Genomic DNA, 19076 nt, shown 5'->3' on the forward strand with positions numbered 1-19076 from the left:
ACGCGGCCCTCGATGACCTGCACCAGGACACGTGCTCGTTGTTGCTCCCTCCGGCTCATTGTGACTCTCCCCTTGGTCATGGTGCCAGGGTGACAGAATCACTGAGCCATTAAGGGGTGACAGAATCATTGAGCTATTACAGGCGAAGCGACCCGTATTGACACCCGGAGCGTAATACGTGCTATGATAGGCGTTACCAAACCTGATGACCGGGGCGAGTAGGCCGGGTGATCCGCTCGGAGAGACCCGCGCAGCACGTGGTGAGAGCGCGGGACGGAGGCCCGGACCGAATGGACCCGTGAGGGGCGGCACGAAAAGCGGCGGAGCCCGCTGAGTAGTCGCCGCCGGTACCCTCCACCGTAATCCGGAGGCCGGGATAGAGCCGTGCCCGCACGCGGGCGGCTCCGTCCTGCCGAGAGCCCCGGCCTGAGCCGGGGAAGTGGGGTGGTACCGCGGGGGTTCCTTGAGCCTCCCGTCCCGAGGGACGGGAGGCTTGTGTATTTATCGGCAAGGAGGCGGGGCGCGATGATTGTGGTGATGCAGCCGGGGCATACTCGGGCCGAGCGCGACTCGGTGGCGCGGCACATCGAAGAGGCCGGCCTCCGGACGAACATCATGGAGGGGGTGGAGCGCACGGTCATCGGCGTGATCGGAGACAGCCACACGAAAGAGATCCTGCGCGAAAGCCTGGAGACGCTGCCGGGCGTCGAGAACGTCGTCCGGATCCTGCAGCCGTACAAGCTCGTCAACCGCGAGTTCCACGGCGGCAAAGACTCGATCGTCTGGGTCCGCGACGTGGCGATCGGCGGCAGCCGCGTCGTCGTGATGGCCGGGCCCTGCACGGTCGAGACGCGCGCGCAGACGATGCAGACGGCTCGCGCGGTCAAATCCGCCGGCGCGCAGATCCTGCGCGGCGGCGCGTTCAAGCCGCGCACGTCCCCGTATTCCTTCCAGGGCCTCGAAGAGGACGGCCTCAAGATCCTCGCCGAGGCGCGCGCGGAGACCGGCATGCCGCTCGTCACGGAGGCCATGGACAGCCATCAGCTCGAGCTCGTGCTCGAGTACGCCGATATGATCCAGATCGGCGCCCGCAACATGCAGAACTACCCGCTGCTCCGCGAGGCGGGCCGCTCCGGCCGCCCGGTGCTCCTCAAGCGGGGGCCGAGCGCGACGATCGAAGAGCTGCTGCTCGCGGCCGAGTACATCATGGCCGAGGACAATCCCAACGTCGTCCTGTGCGAGCGCGGGATCCGCACCTTCGAGAACTACACGCGCTACACGCTCGACATCACCGCCGTCCCGGTCCTGAAGAGCCTGAGTCACCTTCCGGTGATCGTCGATCCCTGCCACGGCCCGGGCAAGTCGCGGCTCGTCATTCCGATGGCCCGTGCGGGCGTGGCCGCCGGGGCCGACGGCCTGCTGGTGGAGGTGCACCCCGAGCCGGACCACGCACTCTGCGATGGGCCGCACCTGCTCACCCTGGACGCCTTCGCGACGCTGATGCAGGACCTCGACGGCATCGCGCTCGCGGTCGGGCGGCGGGTCTAGCGGCCGACGATGGCGTCGTTCGCCCGGGCGGCCATTATCGGCGTGGGCCTCATCGGAGGCTCCCTCGGGATGGCCATGCGCAAGCGGCGCCTCGCGCGTGAGGTGATCGGCGTCGCGCGCGTGCCGGAGACGATCGGCGCGGCCCGGGCGCGCGGCGCGATCGACCGCGGCACGACCGATCCCGTGGACGGCGTGGCCGGCGCCGACCTCGTGGTGCTGGCGACGCCGCCGGAGCTCGTCGTGCCGATGGCGCGGCAGGTGCTGCCGTACCTCGCCGCCGGCGCCATCGTCACAGACGTGGCGAGCGTCAAGGGCGGCATCGTGCGGGAGATCGAATCGGCGCTCGAGACCGGCCGGGGCGTCGCCTTCGTCGGCGGCCACCCGATGGCCGGCAACGAGGGGCGCGGCGTCGAGGCCGCGTCCGACGAGTTGTTCGAAGGCTCGGTGTATCTGATTACCCGGACGCCGCGCACCGATGGCGCGGCCGCGGAGCGCATCGCTGCGCTGGCGCGCTCGCTCGGCGCCCGGCCGATGATCGTGGATCCCGACGCCCACGATCGGGCCGTCGCCCGGGTCAGCCACCTGCCGTATCTGCTGGCCGCGGCGCTGATGGGCGCGGCCGGCTCGGAGACCGCCGCCGCGGGGCCGTCGTTCCTCGGCGCGACGCGCGTCGCGGGCAGCCCCGTGTCGATGTGGGCGCAGATCTGCCGGCTCAACCGGCGGGAGATCATCGACGCGCTGCGCGCCTTTCGGGGCCGGCTGGACCGGCTCGAGCGGGCGCTCGCGGACGGCGCCGATCTCGAAGCGCTGCTCGAGGAGGCCCGCGCGGCGCGGCTCAAACTGTCGCCGCAGAGCGAGCCCGGGTGCCCCGTGCCCCGCGCGGCCGGGTCGCGGAGCGACCGGCCGTGAGCGCCGTGACCCTCGCCCCGACCGTCACCGAGTTCGACCGCCGGGCCCGGGAAGGCAACCTCGTGCCCGTGTCGTGCGAGATCATGGCGGACCTCGACACGCCGATCTCTGCGTTCCTCCGGATCCGGCATCTGCCGTACCCGTTTCTGCTAGAAAGCGCGGAGGGCAGCGAGAAGATCGCCCGCTACTCGTTCCTCGGCGCCTCCCCGCGGCTCGTGCTGCGCGCGTTCCGGGATCGCGTGGAGATCCACGAGGGCGGCGGTGACGACATCGGTGCCGGCGACAGGTCCGCCGGCACCGTCCGGCGCGTCCAGCAGCATCCGCTTGAGGCGGCGCGCGACGTGCTGGCGCGATACCGTCCGGTCGCCGACCCCACGCTCCCGCGATTTTACGGGGGCCTGGTAGGGTATTTCGGATACGATCTCATCCGCACGATCGAACGCCTGCCGCACCAACCTCCCGACGATTACGGCCTGCCGATCATGCACCTCGCCCTCGCCGACACCGTCGTGGTCTTCGACCACGTCCGCCACCGCATCCGCATCGTGGCGAACGCCTGCGTCGACGGCGGCGCCGAGCGGGCCTACCATGAGGCGCAGCGGCGGATCGAGCAGTGGATCGAGTTGCTGCGCGCGCCGATGCCGGAGGTGCCGGCCGCCGGCCCCTATCCGCCGCTCCGTCTGCGCTCCAACATGACGCGCGAGCGCTACCTCGCCGGCGTCGAGCGGTGCCGGGAGTACGTCCACGCCGGGGACGCGTTCCAGATCGTGTTCTCGCAGCGGTTCGCGGCCGACGTGGGCGAACTCGACCCGTTCGCGGCGTACCGCGCCGTGCGCGCCATCAACCCGTCGCCCTTCATGTTCTATCTCGGCGGCGACGACGCCACGCTCGTCGGGGCGTCCCCGGAGCTGTTCGTGCGGCTCGAGGGCGATCGGATCCAGATGCGGCCGATCGCCGGCACCCGGCGCCGCGGCCTCGACGAGGCCGAGGACCGGCAGTTGGAGCAGGAGATGCTCGGCAGCGAGAAGGAGCGCGCCGAGCATGTGATGCTGGTCGACCTGACCCGCAACGACATCGGGCGTGTCGCCCGCTACGGCACGGTGCGGGTGCCGGAGCTCATGACGGTGGAACGCTACTCGCACGTCATGCACATCGTCAGCCTGGTCGAGGGCCGTCTCCGCGAGGGGCTCGACGCGTTCGACGTGCTGCGCGCGGTGTTTCCGCACGGCACCGTCAGCGGCGCCCCGAAGGTCCGCGCGATGGAGATCCTCGACGAACTGGAGCCGACGACGCGCGGGCCCTACGCCGGGGCGGTCGGGTACGCCGGGTTCGGCGGGGCGCTGGACACGTGCATCGCGATCCGCACGCTGGCGCTGCGCAACGGTGTGGCCTACGTCCAGGCCGGCGGCGGCATCGTCGCCGACTCGGAGCCGGCCGCGGAATACGACGAAACGGTGAACAAGGCCAAAGTGCTGATCCGCGCCATCGAGATGGCGCGGCGCGGGCTGTAGGGTGGCAGACGGGAGACGGCGATGATTCTGGTCATCGACAACTATGACTCGTTCACGTACAACCTCGTGCAGTACCTCGGGGAGCTCGGCGAGACGCTCGACGTCCGCCGCAACGACGCGGTGACAGTAGACGAGATCGCGGCCCTCGCCCCCGAGGCGATCGTGGTCTCGCCCGGGCCGTGCACCCCCGCGGAGGCCGGCGTGAGCGCGCCGCTGATCGCATCACTCGCCGGGCGGGTGCCGATCCTCGGCGTCTGCCTCGGACACCAGTGCATCGGGGCGGCCTGCGGCGGGGTCGTCGTGCGCGGCCGGGCGCCGGTGCACGGCAAGACGGCGCGCATCTACCACGACGGGCGCACGATCTTCACCGGCGTGCCGGCGCCGATCACCGGCACGCGGTACCATTCGCTCGTCATCGATCCCGAGCGGCTGCCCGATTCGCTCGAGGTCTCCGCGCGCACCGACGACGGCGTCATCATGGGCGTGCGGCACCGCACGGCGATCGTCGAAGGCGTGCAGTTCCACCCGGAGTCGGTGCTGACCGAGTACGGCCACGCGATTCTCCGCAACTTCCTGGCCATCGCCCGCGGCCAGACCCCGCCGGGGCTCGCGGGGACGCTGCCGCCGGCGCCCGCCGCGTCCGGCAGGGCGGCGCCCGCCGAAGCCGCCGTCGCCGGCCGGGGGTAGGTCCATGCCCCTGCGTCCCGCGATCGCGAAAGTCGCCGCCCGCGAATCGCTGACCGAGGCAGAAGCGCACGCCGCGATGGGCCTCATCATGGACGGCGAGGCCACCCCCGCCCAGATCGCCGCGTTTATCACCGGGCTCGCGATGCGCGGCGAGACGGTCGAAGAGATCACGGGGTTCGCCCGCGCGATCCGGGAACACGCCGTGACCATCGCGCCGCGGGCCGACCATCTGGTGGACATCGTCGGCACCGGCGGCGACCGCCTCAACACGTTCAACATCTCGACGACGTCCGCGTTCGTGATCGCCGGCGCCGGCGGCCACGTGGCCAAGCACGGCAACCGCGCCGCGAGCAGCAAGAGCGGCGCCGCCGACGTGCTCGAGGCGCTCGGGATCAACCTCGAAGCCCCGCCCGAGGTCGTGCAGGCCTGCGTCGAGGAGGTCGGGTTCGGCTTCCTGTTTGCGCCGCGGTTTCACCCCGCGTTCAAGCACGCCATGCCGCCGCGCCGCGAGATCGGCATCCGCACCGTCTTCAACATCCTCGGCCCGTTGACCAACCCCGCGGGCGCCCGGCGCTATCTGCAGGGCGTGCCGAGCCCGGCGCACACCGAGTTGATGGGCCGGGTGCTCGCCCAACTGGGCGCCGACCGCGCGTTCGTCGTGCACGGTCTCGACGGCATGGACGAGATCTCGCTGTGCGCGCCGACCCAGATGACCGAGGTCGAGGGCGGGACGGTGCGGACCTCCACGATCACGCCCGAACAGTTCGGGCTCAAGCGCGCCGCGCTCGAGGACCTGCGCGGCGGCTCCCCCCAAGAAAACGCGGCGATCGCGCTCGCGATTTTGAACGGTGACGAGCGCGGGCCGCGGCGCGACATCGTGATCCTCAACGCCGGCGTCGCGCTGGTCGCGGCCGGCGTCGCGGAGGACATCGCGGACGGCATGGCGCGCGCTTCCCAGAGCATCGACTCGGGGCAGGCCTACGAGCGGCTCGAGGCGCTGCGCCTCAGGACGAAGTTCGGGTAGGCGGATGGGCGTGCTCGATCGAATCGTCGCGCACAAGCGCGAGGAACTGGCCGGCCGCACGCGGCAGACGCCGCTCGCGGAGATGCGCAGGCGGGCCGCCGACGCCCCGCCTGCGCGGCCGTTCCATCAGGTTTTGATTTCATCGTGGCCGGCGAGTCCGCCGTTAGGCGGTCCGCCGGCGCTCCGCGGGCCGGACGGAGGGGCCGCGGGGGTCCGGCTGATCGCGGAGGTCAAAGGATCGTCGCCGTCCGCCGGCACGATCCGCGCCGAGTTCGATCCCGTCGCGATCGCCCGGACGTACGCGGCGGCGGGGGCTGCGGCGGTCTCCGTGCTGACCGACGCGCGGTTCTTTGCGGGCGCCGACGACCACCTGACCCGCGTGCGGGCGGCGGTCGACGTGCCGGTCTTACGGAAGGACTTCACGGTCGATCCCTATCAGGTCTACGAGGCGCGCGCGATCGGCGCCGACGCCGTACTGTTGATCGTCGCGGTGCTGGACCGCGGTGTGCTGGCCGACCTCGCATCGCTCGCCGCGGACCTCGGCATGGCGGCGCTCATCGAGGCGCACACCGAGGCGGAGGTGGCCGCGGCGCTCGCGGTCCGCGCCGCGCTCCTCGGCCTCAACAACCGCAATCTGGACACGCTCGAGACCTCGCTTGAGGTCACCCGGCGCCTGCGGCCCCTCGTGCCGGCCGGCGTGACCGTCGTGGCCGAGAGCGGCATCGAGGAACGGCAGGACGTCGAGGAGATGGACAGGCTCGGCGTCCACGCGGTGCTGGTGGGCACGGCGCTGATGCGGTCCCCCGACCCCGGCGCGCGCGTTCGTGAGTTGTTGGGAGTTCCCGCGCACCCGGCACGGAGCGAACGGCGCGGAGCGTAGCGAGGAGGCGCCATGGCAGAGACGCAGAGGGCACAGACATTCGTCCGGCGACGCATCCTCACGGGCGACCGGCCGACCGGCCGGATGCATCTCGGCCACTACGTCGGCTCGCTCGAGAACCGGCTGCGGCTCCAGGACGAATACGAGTGCTTTTTCATCGTCGCCGACTACCACGTGCTGACGACCGGCGCAGAGCGGGCCCGGGAGATCGGCGGGCACATTCAGGACCTCCTGCTCGACTATCTCAGCATCGGGATCGACCCGGAGCGGAGTACGATCTACGTGCAGTCGTTCGTGCCGGAGGTCGCGGTGCTGCATCTCATTTTCTCGATGCTGACGACGGTCCCGCGCCTCCAGCGCGTGCCGACGCTGAAGGAGGTCATGCGCGACCAGCAGATCGAGACGGCGACCGCCGGCCTGCTGACGTATCCGGTGCTGCAGGCCGCGGACATCCTGATGGTCCGCGCCGACGCGGTGCCGGTCGGCAAGGATCAGTCGAGCCACCTCGAGGTCACGCGTGAGATCGCGCGGCGATTCAACGAGCTGTACGGTCCGGTCTTTCCGGAGCCGGAGACGATCATCGGACGGGTCGGGACGCTGGTCGGCACGGACGGGCAGGCCAAGATGAGCAAGTCGATCGGCAACACGATCGATCTGGCGGACGACGCCGAGACGGTGCGGCGCAAGGTCATGAGCATGTACACGGACCCCACCCGCATCCATCCGACCGACCCGGGGCACGTCGAGGGCAACCCCGTGTTCATCTACCACGACGCGTTCAACAAGGACAAGGCCGAGGTCGAGGAGCTCAAGGAGCGCTACCGCAAGGGCACCGTGGGCGACGTCGAGGTCAAGAAGCGTCTCGTCCGCGCGATCAACGAGTTCCTCGAGCCGATCCGGGAGCGCCGGGCGAAGTGGGCGGCGCAGCCGGATCGCGTGCGCGAGATCGCCATCGAGGGCAGCCGCGTGGCGCGCCGCGAGGCGCAGGCGACGCTCACGCTCGCGCTCGAGCGGATGGGGATGGACTACTTCCGCGAGGCGCGCGACGGCGCGGGCGCGGCGGCTCCGAGTGGTGCGGCGGCCTCTCGCGCCGGCGACGCCCGTGCAGCCCGCGGGCCGACACGCGGCCCGCAACCATGTAATTCAAGCGGGCTAGCCCCCGACGGGGGAACGGGCGAGGATGAGTGAGGTGGTCCGCGTCAAGATCTGCGGTATCCGCCGTCTTCCCGACGCGCTCGCCGCGGCGGAGGCCGGCGCGGACGCGATCGGCCTGAACTTCTGGCGGCCGGGCCGGAGGTACGTGGCGCCCGAGGTGGCGCGCCAGATCGCGCGGGCCCTGCCTCCGTTCGTCTGCAAGGTCGGCGTGTTCGTCGACGAGGATCCGGACAGGGTCCGCGAGATCGCCGATCGGGTTGGCCTCGACGCGCTGCAGCTGCACGGCGTAGAGGCGCCCGAGATGTGCGCCGGCTTCGACCTGCCGGTGATCAAGGGCATCCGGGTTCGCGGCCCAGAGAGCCTCGCCGGACTGGCGCGCTACCGCGTCGCGGGGTTTCTGCTCGACGCGCACGTGCCCGGTGCCACGGCGCCCGGCGGCACGGGACGGACCTTCGATTGGAGCCTCGCCGAGCGCGCCCGCGACGCGGGGCCGATCATCCTCTCGGGCGGCCTGACCCCGGACAACGTCGAGGACGCGATTCGTCGGGCGCGGCCCTACGCGGTCGACGTCGCGTCCGGCGTCGAGACGGACGGCGAGAAGGATCCGGCCAAGATCCGCGCGTTCATCGCGCGCGTGCAGGCCTGGAACTCCGAGCACGAGATGGGGGAGGTACGGCGATGACGGCACCGGCGCAGGCAGAAGCGCGAACCGCCACGGGCTGGTTCGGCGACTACGGCGGCCGGTTCGTGCCGGAGACGCTCGTGCCGGCGCTTGAGGAGCTGGAGGCCGCCTACGCGGCGGCGCAGCGCGATCCCGCCTACGCCGCGGAGATGGACCGGCTGCTGCCGACCTTCTGCGGCCGTCCGACGCCGCTGTACTTCGCCCGGCGGCTGACCGAGACGATGGGCGGCGCGCGGATCTACCTCAAGCGCGAAGACCTCCTGCATACCGGCGCGCACAAGATCAACAACGCGATCGGGCAGGTGCTGCTGGCGCACCGCATGGGCAAGCGGCGCATCATCGCCGAGACGGGGGCGGGCCAGCACGGCGTGGCGACGGCCACCGCGGCCGCGTCGTTCGGGCTGCCGTGCGAGGTCTACATGGGTACCGAAGACATGGAGCGCCAGGCCCTCAACGTCTTCCGCATGCGCCTCCTCGGCACGCGGGTCATCCCGGTCGACAACGGCAGCCGCACCCTGAAAGACGCGATCAACGAGGCGCTCCGCGACTGGGTGACCAACGTTGCGACCACGCACTACGTCATCGGTTCGGTCGTCGGCCCGCATCCGTATCCGATGCTGGTGCGCGATCTGCAGTCGGTGATCGGCCGCGAGGCCCGGCTGCAGATGATGTCGGTCGAGGGGCGGCTGCCCGACGCGGTCGTCGCCTGCGTCGGGGGCGGCAGCAATTCCATGGGCACGTTTCATCCATTCAAAGACGATGCCGGCGTGGCGCTCATCGGCGTCGAGGCGGCCGGGGAGGGCGTTGCCTCGGGCCGGCACGCCGCCACCCTTGTCGCCGGTGCCCCCGGCGTGCTGCACGGGGCGATGAGCTATGTGATCCAGGACGCGCAGGGCCAGGTGCTGCCGACCCACTCGATCTCCGCCGGGCTCGACTATCCCGGCGTCGGTCCGGAGCACTCGTACTTCAAGGACACCGGGCGCGCGCGGTACGTCGCGGTCACGGACAAGGAGGCGCTCGAGGGCTTCCATATGCTGTGCCGCATGGAGGGGATCATTCCGGCGCTCGAGTCGTCCCACGCGATCGCGTACCTCAAGACGCTGGCGCCGCAGCTGGGCCGCGATAAGACCATTCTCGTGTGCCTGAGCGGGCGCGGGGACAAGGACGTCGATACGGTCGCGAAGGCGATGGGCGAGGAACTCCGCGGGTGACCGCCGCCCGCGGTGACGCTGCCGCCGGTCTCACCGGAGGCGCGGTCGCACCCGACCCGGCGGCCGCCGGGCCGCTCGGGGCCAACCGTCTCGTCCGCGCCTTCGCCGCGCTGCGTGCCGAACGTCGCTGCGCCTTGATCCCCTATATCATGGCCGGCGATCCCGATGTTTCGACGACAGAGCGGCTGGTCGAAACACTCGTGGACTCGGGGGCAAGCGCGGTCGAACTGGGCGTGCCGTTCAGCGACCCGATCGCGGACGGCCCGATCAACCAGCGCGCCGGACTCCGCGCGATGGCGCAGGGGATGGGGATCCGGGCGGCGCTCGACCTTGTGGCCAGGCTGCGGACGCGCACGCAGGTGCCGCTGCTTGTCATGACCTACTACAATCTCATCCTCCGGTACGGGCCCGGCAAGTTTGCGCGGGATGCGGCCTCCGCGGGCCTCGACGGACTCATCGCCGCGGACCTCCCGCCGGACGCGGCCGGGGATCTCACCGGCGAGGCGCGGCGGAGCGGACTGGCGACGGTGTTCATGGCGGCGCCGACGAGCACGCCGGAACGGATCCGCGCCGTGGCGGCGTCCTCGACCGGGTTCGTCTACTGTGTCTCGCGGACCGGCGTCACCGGCGTGCAGGACGCGCTGCCCGAAGGTCTTCCCGAACTGGTCCGCCGCATCCGCGCCGAGACCCCCTCACCGATCTGCGTCGGCTTCGGCATCAGCCGTCCGGCGCAGGCCCGCGAGGTTGCGAAGGTCGCCGACGGGGTGATTGTCGGCAGCGCGCTGGTGCAGATGATCGAAGACACGCCCCGCGACGTCGCCCGGGCTGGGGCGTTCGTCCGCGACCTGGCCGCGGCCATCGCGGACGCCTGACCTATCTCCGTCACGTGGCCGTCCGAAGTTTTCCAGCATACAGCAGGAGGACGTCGCACGGTGCGTGGTCTACGACGAACCGCACCGTCGGGCTAAGGTGCCGGCGCGGAAACCTGGGCGGCCCCTCATGGTGCGGCGGCTCGGGACGTCCGTGCCGATCCGGGGGCGGCGGTCCCGCCGGGTCCTCCGCGGCCCCGAGGACGATCACGGCGAGAAACACCGCGAGGCCGACGACCGCGCCGACGCCGGGGACCAAGAGCATCAGGCGCCGAGCGGCCCGACAGTCGGAGCTGAGACCGTTCGAGCTCTCCGCGGGGCCCTACTTCTGAATGTACGTGTCGCTCAACGCCGGATAGCTCGAGTAGTTGTACTTGACGTTCTTCACGTTGTCGCGGATCGCCCATACCGAGAGCTTGTCCATCATCGGAATCGCCACGGCCTGGTCGAGCAGCATGTGCTGGATCTTGAGGTAGATCGCCCGACGCTTCGCCGGATCGAGCGCCGCCCGGCCCTGCTCGAGGAGCGCGTCCACCTCGCGGTTCGAATAGCACGACCAGTTGAAGTTGCTGCCGATGGTGGCCGAGTCGAAGAGGGCGTAGAGGGCGTCGGGCTCGTTCGTGCGGAGAAAGATCGAGCCCATGTTGGTCGCGCAGCGGAAGTTGTCCTCGATCCAGGCCGGCCCGGCCGAGCTCTTGATCCGCGCGTCGATGCCCAAATCCAAGAATTGTCCCTGGACGAGCTCGACCTCGGGGAAGTTGCCGCCGCCGTAATTGAGCGAATTGATGACCAGGCTCAGCGGCCGGCCGTCCTTCACGCGGGTGTTGTTGGGCCCCATCTTCCAGCCGGCCTCGTCCAGCAGCTGCGCCGCCTTGACGGGATTGTGCGGATAGTACGAGCAGGCGTCGGGATCGTTAAGCATCGACCGGCTGAGCAGCCCGCAGCCCACTTCGTCGAGCCCCTTGTAGACCGACCCCACGATGGCCGCGCGGTTGACCGCGTAACTGAGCGCCCGGCGGACCTGCACGTTGTCGGTGGGCGGGAGCTTGACGTTCACCCACCAGAAGTACGAGGATCCCGGAAACGGCCGCGTCTCGATGCGCAGCGCCTTGTTCCGCTGCAGCTGCGCGAGCGCCGATCCGGGCGAGGAGTACAGGTAGATCATCTGCGTCTCGCCGGTCTCGACGGTGACGTTGCGGCTGTTGCTCTCAGGGATGTTCCGCCAGACGATCCGGTCCAGGTACGGCGGTCCCTGGTGGTCGCTCCACGGCTCGCGGCGGTTAAATGCCGCGTTGCGCACGAGTGTGATGTGATCCTGCGCGACGTATTCGGAGACCGTGAACGGGCCGGTCCCCACCGGGCGCTTGGCCACGTCCGCGCCCTGTCCCGGCGTCGTCTTGGGCGAGAGCATCGCCAGCACGCCGACGGCCGCGTATGCCAGAAACGGCGCGTACGGTTCCTTGAACGTGACTCGCGCCGTCCGGTCGTTCACGACCGTGGTCCCGGTGTAGCCGACCAGCGCGTTCAGCGCGCCGCCGGCTTTGAACGCCGGGTTGACGATGCGGTCGAGATTCCACTTCACGGCCTCCGCGTTCAGCGGCGCGCCGTCGGTGAACGTGACGTCGTTGCGCAGCACGAACGTGAACGTCTTGCCGTCCGGCGAGACGGTGTAGCTCTCCGCGAGCCACGGGACGAGCCGTCCGTCGGGCTGCTGATAGACGAGGCTCTCCGTCGTCTGGAGGCCGGCGATGAGGTAGCTGATCGCGGCGCCCGACGCGTGCGGGTCGAGGGTCACCGGCTGGGAGTCGAGGCCCACGACGAGCGTCCCCCCGCGCACCGGCGCGGCGCTGGCGGACCAGCCGGCGGATCTGAGGCCGTCCGGCCCCACATTCACGCCGGCCCCGGCCGCCGCAAGGGCAAGCAGCGCCGCGAGTACGGCCGCGCGCCGTCGGGTGCGCCGGTCCTGCTGACTGTGCCACCGCATCCGCATCCTCATCCTCCTCGGGATTGATCATGAGGCCGCAGTCATGCACGTTCGGGTCGTCGGCGCTGGCTTCTTTTGCAGAGCTCCGCTGAGTCCTTCCGGAAGCGCCGTCCGGCCGCGCCGATTGACAGCTTCTGCCCCCGCCCATTACGGTGATGGCATGCAATCCTCACCCGGCACCCCTGCACAGGTCGCTGAAGGGCTCGAAGGGATCGTCGCCGCGGAAAGCCGCATCTGCTTCGTCGATGGCGTCGAAGGCCGGCTGATCTACCAGGGCTACGATATCCACGACCTGGTCGCGCACGCCGCCTTCGAAGAGGTCGCGTACCTCCTGTGGCACGGCGACCTCCCCACGCGCGCGCAGCTCGACGCCCTGAACAAGGACCTCGTCGCGGCGCGGACGCTGCCGGCGCCGGTGTTGAACGTCCTGCGGGGGTTTCCGCGCGACGTGCTGCCGATGGATGCACTGCGGACGGCGACGTCCGCCCTCGGCATCTACGACCCGGAGTCCCGCGACAACGGGCAGGCGGCGAACCTCCGCAAGTCGGTGCGCCTCACCGCGCAGACCGCGACGATCGTGGCGGCGATCGGTCGGCTCCGCGAGGGCAAGGATCCGGTGGCGCCCGATCCGTCGCTGAGCCACGCCGCGAACTTCCTGTACATGCTGTGGGGCCGCACCCCCGACGCGACCGCGGTCAAGACCGTCGACACCGCCCTGATCCTCCACGCCGACCACGAGCTCAACGCCAGCACGTTCGCCGCGCGCGTCACCGCGGCGACGCTCGCGGACATGCACTCCGCGATCACGTCCGCGATCGGGACGCTCAAGGGTCCGCTGCACGGCGGCGCCAACGAGGCGGTGATGCGCCTGCTGCTCAGCATCGGCGATCCCGCCAAGGTGATTCCGACGGCGCGGGAGATGATCGTGGCGAAGCGCAAAATCCCGGGCTTCGGCCACCGCGTCTACAAGACCGAAGATCCGCGGGCAACCCATCTCCGGAAGATGTCCGAAGAGCTGGGCCGGCAGAAGGGCGAGCTGAAGTGGTTCGAGATGTCGCGGGCGCTCGAGCAGTTCATGCTGTCGGAGAAGAAGATCTACGCCAACGTCGATTTCTACTCGGCCACGTGCTACTATTACCTCGGATTTCCGCTCGAGCTGTTCACGCCGGTCTTCGCCGTGAGCCGCATCAGCGGCTGGACCGCGCACGTCCTCGAGCAGCTCGCCGACAATCGCATCATCCGGCCGCGCGCGGAGTACGTCGGGCCGCGCAACCGGACCTACGTGCCGATCGACAAACGGTAGCAAGGTCCGCGCCGGACTGTGCCCGGCGCTACCCCACCACCTCTTCGCCGCCGTCCACGCCGATCACGTTGCCGGTGATCCACTCGGTGCCCGGCCGGCACAGCACCGCGATCGCCCGCGCGACGTCCTGCGTCGTGGTGAGCCGCCCGGACGGGTTGCGCCGCAGCGCGGTGTCCACGATGGCCTGGTTCCCCGGAATCTTCCGCAGCGCCGGCGTGTCGGTGACGCCGGCCCGGATGCCGTTGATCGCGATGCCGCGCGGGGCAAGTTCCATGGCCAGCTGCCGGATGTGCGACTCGAGCGCCGCCTTCGCCGCGGAGACGGCGCCGTAGTTCGGCAGGACGCGCATCGCCCCGGCGCTCGTCATCGCGAAGATCTTCCCGCCCCGCCGCATCAGGCCCGAGTAGACGAGGTCCTGCGTCCAGTACACGAGGCTGTGCGCCATCACGGAGAGCGTCATGTCCATCTGCGCCGGGGTGATGGCCTCCTCGGCCGACCCAGCGACGTAGGGGCGGAGGTTCCCGAACGCGAGCGAGTGCAGGAGCACGCCGACCGTGCCGTCCTTGCCGGCTTCCTCCCGCGCGCGCGCCAGCACCTCGACGCGCCGCTCGGGGTCCGCGGCGTTGACGTTGAAGAAGACGGCCGTGCGTCCGGCGGCGCGGATGCCGCCGATCACGTCCTCGACGTGCGGCATGGTCGTCTTGCGGTCGAGATGGACGCCGATGATGTCGTAGCCGGCGCGGGCCAGCTCGAGTCCGGTCGCCTCGCCGAACCCGCTACTCGCGCCGAGAATCAACGCCCAATGACGCGGTTCCGCCATGGCGTCGCTATTTCGGTCCGTGCCGCGTCAGCCCTTCACCGCCCCGGTCGTGAGGCCCGACACGTAGTGCTCGACGAAGAACGTGTAGATGACGGCGATCGGCACCGACCCGAGGACGGCCGCCGCCATGAGCGGCCCCCAAAACAGGACGTCCGCGCGGATCAGGTCGCTCACGGTCCCGACGGGGATCGTCTTCAGCGGGCCCGACGACATGAAGATGAGGGCGTAGAGAAACTCGTTCCAGGAGAGCGTGAACGAGAAGATCGCCGCGGAAAGCACGCCCGGCAGCGACAGCGGGAGCACGATCCGGATCAGCGTGCCGAGCCGGCTGCTGCCGTCGATCTGCGCGCATTCCTCGATCTCGCGCGGGATCGTGCGGAAGTAGCCCATCAACAGCCAGGAGCCGAACGGAATGAGAAACGTCGGATAGGTGAGGATCAGCGCCCAATACGTGTTGTACAGGTGCAGCCAACCCACCACCTGGGCGAGGGGCAGGAACAGCAGCGTCGGCGGCACGAGATAGGCGAGGAAGATCGACATCCCCATCACGCCGCTGCCCGGGAACCTGAGGCGTGCCAGCGCGTAGCCGATCAGGACGCTGCACACGAGCGACAGCACGGTCGCCGCGGTCGAGATCACGAGCGTGTTCTTCGTCCACGTCCCGAACGCGGTGTCCCGGAGGAGGTACGTGTAGTTGGCGAACGTAAAGTGGCGCGCCCACAACGGATTGAACTTCAAATTGAAGAGATCGGTCGGCGGCTTGAGCGAGACGATCGCCATCCAGTAGAACGGCGCCAGCAGGAAGACCAGAAACGCCGCCAGCGGCAGGTACACGGTGAAGATCTGGCGCCCCAGCGTCCGGCTGCCGACCATTAGACCACGTCCCGGCGCAGGTACCGCAGCAGCAGCACCGCGAGGACCGCGAGAATCGGGAACATGTAAAGCGCGATCGCGGCGCCCTGCCCGATCTCGGTCGCGCTCAGGCCGATCTGGTAGGCGTACGTGCCGAAGATGTGGGTCTCGTTCGCGGGGCCGCCCTTCGTCAGGATGTAGATGAGCTGGAAGTCCGCGAACGTCATGATGATCGAGAAGAGCGTGCTGATCAGCATCACGCCCGTGATGATCGGCAGCGTCACGTGGACGAACCGGTGCCAGGCGCCGGCCCCGTCGATCGCGGCCGCGTCATGCAGCTCCGCCGGCACGGCCTGCAGCCCGGCGAGGATCGTCACCCCGAAGAACGGCGTGCCGCGCCAGATGTTCGCGATCATCACGGAGACGATCGCCAGCACCGGGCTGCCGAGGAAGTTGATGTTGCGGGCGATGAGGCCCCAGTGCCGCAGCAGCCAGGAGACGGGGCTGAAAATCGGATCGAAGATCATGAGCCATCCGAGACTGCTCAGCGCCGTCGGCACGATGAACGGCATGAGGACGGCGGCCCGCACCGCGTTGCGAAACGGGATCGCGGCGTTCAGCACCAGCGCGAGGCCGAGACCGAGTGCGAGTTTGAACGGGACCGTGACCATGGCATAGATGAACGTGTTTCGCGCCGTCTGCCGGAAGATGCTGTCGCCGAGCAGGTCGGTAAAGTTGCGGAACGCGATGAACCGCCCGGCATGCCCGATCGTGCTGTCGGTGACCGACAGCCACAAGCCGAGGAAGAACGGGTAGGCCATGAAGACGGTGAGCAGCAGCATGCCCGGCAGCATGAGCAGGAGGCCGAGGGTGCGCTCATTTTCCAGGAGCGCACGCGTGCCGGCCGCGCGGCGAGGCGCGGCCGGCAAGTGCGGTTGAACGGCCGTTGTGTTCAGGTCCGGCACCTATTTGCTGTAGATCGCCTCCAGCTGGTCCGCGCCCCACTTGATCGCGCCGGCGGCGTCGTTCGACTGGATCGCCTTGGCGTACGTGTCGATGACGATGTACTTCGAAAACGCTAGGCCCGACTTCGAGTTCGGCGGGCCCGCCCATCCTTGGTCCCTGCCGATGCTGGGCTCCTTGCTGAACGCGTACATGATCGGGTCCTTGCCCCACATCGGGTCCTTCGCCCATTTCTTCACCGCGGGCAGATTATAGCCGGCCTGGATATGCAGCCAGTCACCGTACTGCTTGTCCTGGAACCACCACGCGAGAAACTCTTTCGCGCCGGCGATATTCTTCGAGTTCTTGAGAATGGCAAGCGTCCGCGTTCCAAGGAACGCGAACCGGCCGGTCGGCCCCCGTGGGTTCAGCGTGTGGTTCATGTCCTTGGCGATGTCTGGGTAATCCTTGAGCGCCGCGGCGTAGATGCTCGAGCCGTTGAGGGTCGCCCCGATCTGCCCGGCGAGAAACGCCTTGTTGTTGCTCGAGTCGTCCCAGGACAGTCCCGTCTCGTCGAACGACTCTTTCCACGCCGAGACGAGCTTTTTCATCGCATCCACGAACATTGGCTTGTTGAAAGCAACCGTCTTGCCGTCCCGCTCGACCTCCATCGCCCCGTGGCTCCACATGTACGGGTACGCCCAGCTCGGCGGATCGCCCTGGCTGTGGCCGAACGCCTGTCCGATCGGGTGGCCCGCCGCTTTGAGCTTCTTGCCGAGGGCGAAGAACTGATCCCACGTCAGGTCGAGGATTTTCCCGGTTCGGGCCTGCTCCGCGGGGTCCGGCACGTTCGCTCCGGCTTCCCTCAGCCAGCTGACGCGGTAGTTGAGCGCGCTGTTCGATGCCCCGTGAGGGATGCCGAGATACCGCGGGCCGACCTTCGCATCGGTAGCCGCGAACGCCTCGAGGCCGCCGTCCCGCCGTGCGTACGCGTCCGCCATCTCTGTGACGTCGACGAGGCTGTCCGCGTAGAGGTAGTTCCAGCCCGGCCACAACTCGACGATGTCGTACCCGCCGGCCTGGATCGCGGCGGAGATTTTCGGCTGCAAATCGGGCCAGTTGAGGAAGTCCGCGTTGGCGTTGACGCCGTTGGCCTGGCCCCATTCCTGCACCTGCTTCTTGAACAGATCTTGGGCGGCCGGGATGAAGTACGTCGCCTGCAGGGTCGTGAGCGAGGTGCCCTTGAGTACCGTGGGCGCGGCGCCAGCCCAGCGCAGCAGGCCCGGAGCCGTGCCGAGCGCGCCGACTCCCAGCGCGGCGGCGCCGGTCTTCAACAATGTCCGCCGGGACAGACGCGAAGCGCCGGCGGCGGCCTTCAACGGTCGATCGCCCTTTCGCCGTGCCGTACGCGTGCCGGTCATTGACCATCCCTCCCTGGGATCATCCGTGCTGGCAGAGCCCTGCTCCCCAGGGGTTCTGGCGCGGTCGCGCCGCCACCTTTGCAGGAGTCGTCTGGACCCGGCTGAACCACGCTCTACTATGCCGCCGAACGTGGATGTCGTCGTTGTTGGTGGGGGAGTTGTCGGCACGAGCGTCGCGTTCCACCTCGCCCAGCGCCGCGCCGGCCGCATCGTGCTGTGCGAGCGGCGGTTTCTCGCCGCGGGCGCGACCGGCAAGTCCGGCGCGCTCGTGCGCATGCACTACGCGAACGAGCCCGAGGCCCGCCTCGCCGTGGCGAGCCTTCCGTACTTCCAGCACTGGAGCGACATCGTTGGCGCCGGGAAGTCGGGCTTCGTCAACACCGGCATGCTGCGGTTTGTCGCTCCGGCCAGCGAGGCCAAGCTCCGGGCCAACGTCGCGATGCTCCGCCGGCTCGGCGTCAACACGGCCGTGATCGGGCCGGACGACGTTCGTGCGATCGTGCCGTCGTGGCGCACCGACGACATCGCCGCCGCGGCCTATGAGCCCGATTCGGGCATGGCCGATCCCATCGCGACGACGCACGGCTTCGCCGCCCGGGCCGCCGACCTCGGCGTGGAGGTGCGGCTCGGCGCGCAGGTGCACGCGCTGCGCGTCGCCAAGGGTCGCGTCGAAGGCGTCGAGACGTCGGGCGGCGTTGTCGCGGCGCCGGCGGTGGTCGTGGCCGGCGGCGCGTGGGCGCTGCCACTTCTACGAAAGGTCGGCGCGGCCGACGTGCTGACCGCGGTGCGCACGCAGGTCACGCTCTTTCGCCGGCCCCCGGAGCACGCGGCGGTCCACCCCATCTGCATCGACGGGGCGAACGATCTGTGGCTGCGTCCGGAGGGGGCCGGGTTTCTCAGCACGCTCGTCGGGATCTCCACCCGTCAGGATCTGCCGGATCCCGATACGCTCGACGAGGGCGTGGACGGCGACTACGTCGTGCGGGCCAAGGAGCGCCTCATGAAGCGGATGCCCGCGATCGCGGGCGCGCCGATGCGCGGCGGGTGGGCCGGGGCGATCACGATCACGCCGGACGGCAAGCAGATCATCGACCGCCATCCGGAGATCGAGGGGCTTTGGATCTGCACCGGGGACAACGGGTCCGGCTTCAAGACCGCGCCGGCGCTCGGCGCCGCGCTCTCGGAGTGGATGACCGACGGCGCTCCGCGGACTGTGCCGCTGCGGCCGTTCCGCGCCACGCGCTTCAAAGAAGGCGACCTGCTGATCGGCGAAAACGA

At 69.6% G+C, this 19076-nt stretch carries 18 protein-coding genes; 12 read left to right on the top strand and 6 right to left on the bottom strand.

The window, feature by feature from the left end:
- Positions 1 to 525 precede the first annotated feature (525 nt).
- Genes aroF through trpA form a run of 10 tightly spaced genes read left to right on the top strand, consistent with a single transcriptional unit; the run spans position 526 to position 10479 of the window.
- A complete protein-coding gene (gene aroF, locus VKT83_19235; protein HLY24607.1) occupies positions 526 to 1548 on the top strand; it encodes a 3-deoxy-7-phosphoheptulonate synthase in 1023 nt (340 codons plus the stop codon).
- 9 nt (positions 1549 to 1557) lie between these two features.
- Complete coding sequence (locus VKT83_19240; GenBank protein HLY24608.1) at positions 1558 to 2457, top strand: prephenate dehydrogenase/arogenate dehydrogenase family protein; 900 nt, start codon at positions 1558 to 1560, stop codon at positions 2455 to 2457.
- Complete coding sequence (gene trpE, locus VKT83_19245; protein ID HLY24609.1) at positions 2454 to 3968, top strand: anthranilate synthase component I; 1515 nt, start codon at positions 2454 to 2456, stop codon at positions 3966 to 3968. Before VKT83_19240 ends, trpE begins: the two co-directional genes overlap by 4 nt.
- Positions 3969 to 3989: 21 nt before the next feature.
- Entirely contained in the window at positions 3990 to 4655 is a 666-nt protein-coding gene (locus VKT83_19250) for an aminodeoxychorismate/anthranilate synthase component II (protein HLY24610.1), read from the top strand.
- A 4-nt stretch (positions 4656 to 4659) separates the two neighbouring features.
- Entirely contained in the window at positions 4660 to 5679 is a 1020-nt protein-coding gene (trpD, locus tag VKT83_19255; GenBank protein HLY24611.1) for an anthranilate phosphoribosyltransferase, read from the top strand.
- A 4-nt stretch (positions 5680 to 5683) separates the two neighbouring features.
- A complete protein-coding gene (gene trpC, locus VKT83_19260) occupies positions 5684 to 6559 on the top strand; it encodes an indole-3-glycerol phosphate synthase TrpC (protein HLY24612.1) in 876 nt (291 codons plus the stop codon).
- A gap of 12 nt (positions 6560 to 6571) precedes the next feature.
- Positions 6572 to 7747 carry a tryptophan--tRNA ligase gene (gene trpS / locus VKT83_19265; GenBank protein HLY24613.1) on the top strand — a complete coding sequence of 392 codons (1176 nt, stop codon included), beginning with the start codon at positions 6572 to 6574 and terminating at the stop codon, positions 7745 to 7747.
- A 1-nt stretch (position 7748) separates the two neighbouring features.
- On the top strand, positions 7749 to 8396 hold the full coding sequence (locus VKT83_19270; protein HLY24614.1) for a phosphoribosylanthranilate isomerase: 648 nt from the start codon (positions 7749 to 7751) through the stop codon (positions 8394 to 8396).
- On the top strand, positions 8393 to 9607 hold the full coding sequence (trpB, locus tag VKT83_19275; protein HLY24615.1) for a tryptophan synthase subunit beta: 1215 nt from the start codon (positions 8393 to 8395) through the stop codon (positions 9605 to 9607). The genes VKT83_19270 and trpB overlap by 4 nt, the downstream gene beginning before the upstream one ends.
- Positions 9604 to 10479 carry a tryptophan synthase subunit alpha gene (trpA, locus tag VKT83_19280; GenBank protein HLY24616.1) on the top strand — a complete coding sequence of 292 codons (876 nt, stop codon included), beginning with the start codon at positions 9604 to 9606 and terminating at the stop codon, positions 10477 to 10479. Before trpB ends, trpA begins: the two co-directional genes overlap by 4 nt.
- Before the next feature lie 10 nt (positions 10480 to 10489).
- Here trpA and VKT83_19285 read toward each other — a convergent pair whose 3' ends face one another.
- Together VKT83_19285 and VKT83_19290 are read right to left on the bottom strand one after the other, a co-directional pair.
- Positions 10490 to 10741: a hypothetical protein gene (locus VKT83_19285; protein ID HLY24617.1), complete on the bottom strand. Its 252-nt coding sequence runs from the start codon at positions 10739 to 10741 to the stop codon at positions 10490 to 10492.
- 57 nt (positions 10742 to 10798) lie between these two features.
- On the bottom strand, positions 10799 to 12466 hold the full coding sequence (locus tag VKT83_19290) for an ABC transporter substrate-binding protein (protein HLY24618.1): 1668 nt from the start codon (positions 12464 to 12466) through the stop codon (positions 10799 to 10801).
- 154 nt (positions 12467 to 12620) lie between these two features.
- Between VKT83_19290 and VKT83_19295 the strand changes: the two genes are divergently transcribed.
- Positions 12621 to 13763, top strand: coding sequence for a citrate synthase (locus tag VKT83_19295; GenBank protein ID HLY24619.1), 1143 nt, complete (start codon positions 12621 to 12623; stop codon positions 13761 to 13763).
- A gap of 28 nt (positions 13764 to 13791) precedes the next feature.
- Here the strand turns inward: VKT83_19295 and VKT83_19300 are convergent, their stop codons facing one another.
- Genes VKT83_19300 through VKT83_19315 form a run of 4 tightly spaced genes read right to left on the bottom strand, consistent with a single transcriptional unit; the run spans position 13792 to position 17798 of the window.
- Positions 13792 to 14583 (bottom strand): SDR family oxidoreductase, encoded by a 792-nt coding sequence (locus VKT83_19300; protein HLY24620.1) that lies wholly within the window; start codon positions 14581 to 14583, stop codon positions 13792 to 13794.
- Positions 14584 to 14610: 27 nt separating this feature from the next.
- Positions 14611 to 15456, bottom strand: coding sequence for a carbohydrate ABC transporter permease (locus tag VKT83_19305; GenBank protein HLY24621.1), 846 nt, complete (start codon positions 15454 to 15456; stop codon positions 14611 to 14613).
- Complete coding sequence (locus VKT83_19310) at positions 15456 to 16364, bottom strand: sugar ABC transporter permease (GenBank protein HLY24622.1); 909 nt, start codon at positions 16362 to 16364, stop codon at positions 15456 to 15458. The genes VKT83_19305 and VKT83_19310 overlap by 1 nt, the downstream gene beginning before the upstream one ends.
- Before the next feature lie 36 nt (positions 16365 to 16400).
- A complete protein-coding gene (locus tag VKT83_19315; protein ID HLY24623.1) occupies positions 16401 to 17798 on the bottom strand; it encodes an extracellular solute-binding protein in 1398 nt (465 codons plus the stop codon).
- 130 nt (positions 17799 to 17928) lie between these two features.
- Between VKT83_19315 and VKT83_19320 the strand changes: the two genes are divergently transcribed.
- Positions 17929 to 19076, top strand: a 1148-nt coding sequence (locus VKT83_19320) for an FAD-binding oxidoreductase (protein ID HLY24624.1), incomplete at its 3' end; no start/stop codon positions are given.

It is taken from the genome of bacterium (genome assembly GCA_035308905.1).
Taxonomy (GTDB): Bacteria; Sysuimicrobiota; Sysuimicrobiia; order Sysuimicrobiales; family Segetimicrobiaceae; genus DASSJF01.